3 protein-coding genes are annotated in these 3304 nt (G+C 75.8%); 2 read left to right on the top strand and 1 reads right to left on the bottom strand.

Annotated elements, in window-relative coordinates; all coding sequences use genetic code 11:
* Window positions 1–105 precede the first annotated feature (105 nt).
* Together C6N75_RS28350 and C6N75_RS28345 are read left to right on the top strand one after the other, a co-directional pair.
* A complete protein-coding gene (locus C6N75_RS28350) occupies window positions 106–927 on the top strand; it encodes a siderophore-interacting protein (protein WP_181160657.1) in 822 nt (273 codons plus the stop codon).
* A gap of 90 nt (window positions 928–1017) precedes the next feature.
* Window positions 1018–2253 (top strand): cytochrome P450 family protein, encoded by a 1236-nt coding sequence (locus C6N75_RS28345; protein ID WP_105871709.1) that lies wholly within the window; start codon window positions 1018–1020, stop codon window positions 2251–2253.
* 4 nt (window positions 2254–2257) lie between these two features.
* On the opposite strand, the gene C6N75_RS28340 is transcribed toward C6N75_RS28345, so the two are convergent.
* Window positions 2258–3127 carry a glutathione S-transferase C-terminal domain-containing protein gene (locus C6N75_RS28340; protein ID WP_105871708.1) on the bottom strand — a complete coding sequence of 290 codons (870 nt, stop codon included), beginning with the start codon at window positions 3125–3127 and terminating at the stop codon, window positions 2258–2260.
* Between the last annotated feature and the right edge of the window lie 177 nt (window positions 3128–3304).

Genomic DNA, 3304 nt, shown 5'->3' with positions numbered 1-3304 from the left:
CCAAGGCTAGCCTAAGCTAAGCCACTCGTCGCGTCGGGGCCCGGGGTGCGGGGCGGCCGGGCCCCGACGCGACGAGTGGCTTAGCTTAGGCTAGCCTTGGTTGGCATGGCGAAGATCCGTCGGCTGACGCCGCAGCACCCCGGCATGTTCCGCGCCCGCGTCCTGCGCGGCGAGCGCGTGACGCCGTCCATGCACCGCCTGACCGTCACCGGCGAGGATCTCGCGCGGTTCCCGTGGCAGGGCTACGACCACTGGTTCCGGCTGTTCCTCCAGCTGCCCCACCAACGCCGGCTCCGCCTGCCCGAGTTCACCGGTGACCGCTGGTGGCAGCCCTATCTCGCCATCCCCGAGGCGGAGCGGCCGCACTGCGCCAACTACTCGGTGGCCGGCTTCCGGCCGGAGGCGGCCGAGATGGACATCGACTTCGTGGTGCACCGCGGGCCGACCGGCGAGATCGAGGGCCGGGCGGCCGTCTGGGCCTGCCGCGCCCGCCCCGGGGACGCACTCGCCGTCCTGGACCAGGGCGTCCTGTTCGACTGCCCGCCCGACGCCTCCGAGGTCGTCATCGTGGCCGACGAGACCGGGCTGCCCGCCACCGCCGGCATCCTGCGCTCACTCCCCCGGGACACCGTGGGGCGGCTGATCCAGGAGGTGCCCACCGCCGCCGACCGGCGCCCGCTGGACGGGCCCCCCGGGCTGGCCGTCACCTGGGTGGTGCGCGGCGACCACCGCTCGGTCCCGGGCACGGACGCGCTCGGCGAACTCCTCAGGCTCACCACCGCCGACCGGGCCGGGTACGCCTTCGTCGTCGGCGAGTCGACCCTGGCCACCGAGGGCCGCCGGCACCTGCACCGGCTGGGCCTGCCCAAGGACCGCATCACCTTCTCCGGCTTCTGGAAGCACGAGCCGATGAGCCGGGCGGCCTGATCCGGGAGCGACCGGACGGCCGGGTGCGCCCTTTGCCGACGCATCGTCACCGGCCATAGTGAGGAGCTCCGTCCATCGAGGGAGCCAGCCGTGTCCGAGCCGTCGCAGCCACCCGTCCTCGTCCTCGATCCCGCCGGAGCCGACCACCACGCCGAGCACCGGGCGCTGCGGGCGCGCGGTCCGGCGGTGCGGGTGGACGTGCTCGGCGTGACGGCCTGGGCGGTCACCGATCCCGTACTGCTGAGGCAGTTGCTGACCAGCCCGGACGTCTCCAAGGACGCGCGGGCGCACTGGCCCGGCTTCGCCGAGGCGGTCGCTCGCTGGCCCCTGGCGCTGTGGGTGGCGGTGAACAACATGTTCACCGCGTACGGGGCGGACCACCGCAGGCTGCGCAGGATGGTGGCGCCCGCGTTCAGCGCCCGCCGGGTGGCGGCGATAGCGGAGGCGGTGGAGGAGATCGTGGGCGGCCTGCTGGACGAGCTGGCCGCGCTGCCGGCCGGTGAGGTCGTCGACCTGCGGGAGAGGCTGGCCTTTCCGCTGCCGATCGCGGTGATCGGCCGGCTGATGGGGGTGCCCGAGGAGCGGCGGGCGGGCTTCCGGGCGCTGGTGGACGCGGTGTTCGACACCACGCTGAGCGCCGAGCGGGCGGAGGCCAACACGGTGGCGCTGTACGGGGCGCTGGACGAGCTGGTGGAGGCCGGGCGGGCCGAGCCGGGTGACGACATGACCAGTCTGCTGATCGCCGCCCGGGACGAGGAGGGCGACGGGAGTGGCCTCTCGGACGCCGAACTGCGGGACACGCTGCTGCTGATGATCAGCGCGGGCTACGAGACGACGGTCAACGTCATCGACCAGGCGGTGGTCCTGCTGCTCAGCCGTCCCGAGCAGCTGGCCGCGGTGCGGGAGGGGCGGGCAGGCTGGCACGACGTGGTGGAGGAGACCCTGCGGCACGAACCGGCCGTCAAGCACCTGCCGCTGCGTTACGCGGTCGCGGACATCCCGCTGCCGGACGGACGGGTGATGGCGAAGGGCGACGCCATCCTCGCCTCGTACGCCGCCGCCAACCGCCATCCGGACTGGCACGGGGAGACGGCGGACGCGTTCGACGTCACCCGGCGGGTGAAGGACCACCTCGCCTTCGGGCACGGGGTGCACTTCTGCCTGGGCGCGCCGCTGGCCCGTCTGGAGGTGGTCACCGTGCTGCGCGCGCTGTTCGACCGGTTCCCCGGCATCGAGCTGGCCGTGCCGGCCGGCGAGCTGCGTCCGGCGCCGTCGCTGATCAGCAACGGGCACCGGGCGGTGCCGGTGCGGCTGCGCGGCGCCTGACGGCTCAGGCCGGCAGGGAGGACGGCTGCCGGGCGGCCGAGGCCCAGTCCACGATGGGCATGGCCGCGCCGGCGGCCTCCCGGCCCCGGCAGTGGGCGTGGTGGCGGCGGACGATGCCGTCCAGGTCGAGCAGGGGGCCGAAGGCGGGGTGGGCGGTGAGCCGGCGGGCGTACGCCCACAGGTGCGGGTGGTCGGTGAGGCGGTGGACGGCGGCGGCGTCCAGGTGCGCGCGGTGCACGGTGTCCAGCGTGACCAGGGTGGCCCAGAGGTGCACGTCGGCCAGGGTGAGCCGGTCGTCCAGCAGGTGGTCGCGGCGGGTGAGGCGGCGCTCGGCGGCGGCCAGGCCGCGCAGCAGGGTGCGCAGCGCGGCGTCCCGGGCGGTGCCGGTGCTGTCGGCGCGGCCGGCCTGCTGGGCGGCGGTGTCGATGCCCTGCTCGCAGAGGCGGGCCACGGCCGTCAGGGCGGTGCCGCCGCCGCGGGGGCGCGGATCCGCGGGCTGGTCGTGGGTGAAGTGGCGGGTGAGGTCGTCGAGGATGTCGGCGGTATGGGTGCTGACGACGCGGCCGGTCCAGTCGTCGCTGAGCACGGGCGCGGTCAACGGCCCGCGGTGGCCGTGGTCGCTGGCCTGGTAGAGGCCGCGCAGGGCGAGGTGCCCGCCGCCGGGGGCGTCCGGTACGGCGGGCAGCACGCTGACCGGGACGGTCCGGTCGAGTCCGAGCAGGCGGTGGGTGACGGCGATGCGCAGCGCGTCGGTACAGGACAGGCTGAGGTGGAGCCGGTAGCGGTGGGGCACGGCCGGGTAGCCGCTGCGCGGGGTGGCGCCGAGCCGGCCGCGGAAGGCGGGCGCGGCGCTGGGCGGGAAGGTGGCGGGCATGCGTCTTCTCCCTGGGATGGCCGGCGGGCAGGGGCGAGGGGCGGCCTGCGGCTCCGCCGGGCACGGGGACGCCGCCGGAGATGCGGCTGGGCGGCGGGGTGGGCGCGGGCGGCCGGCGGGGCTAGGCGGTGGCCGGGCGTCGAGGGCCCGCGGCCCTGCACACGCGCAGCAGGGCGA

Origin of the sequence: Streptomyces solincola (assembly GCF_002982015.1) — a bacterium.
In the GTDB taxonomy this organism is placed as follows: Bacteria; Actinomycetota; Actinomycetes; order Streptomycetales; family Streptomycetaceae; genus Streptomyces; species Streptomyces solincola.
This window is presented reverse-complemented; position numbering and strand designations above follow the sequence as displayed.

Excerpts from the sequence above, each read along its gene's own strand:
- C6N75_RS28350 (WP_181160657.1), top strand. The coding sequence starts at position 106 with ATGGCGAAGATCCGTCGGCTGACGCCGCAGCACCCCGGCATGTTCCGC.
- C6N75_RS28340 (WP_105871708.1), bottom strand. The coding sequence starts at position 3,127 with ATGCCCGCCACCTTCCCGCCCAGCGCCGCGCCCGCCTTCCGCGGCCGG.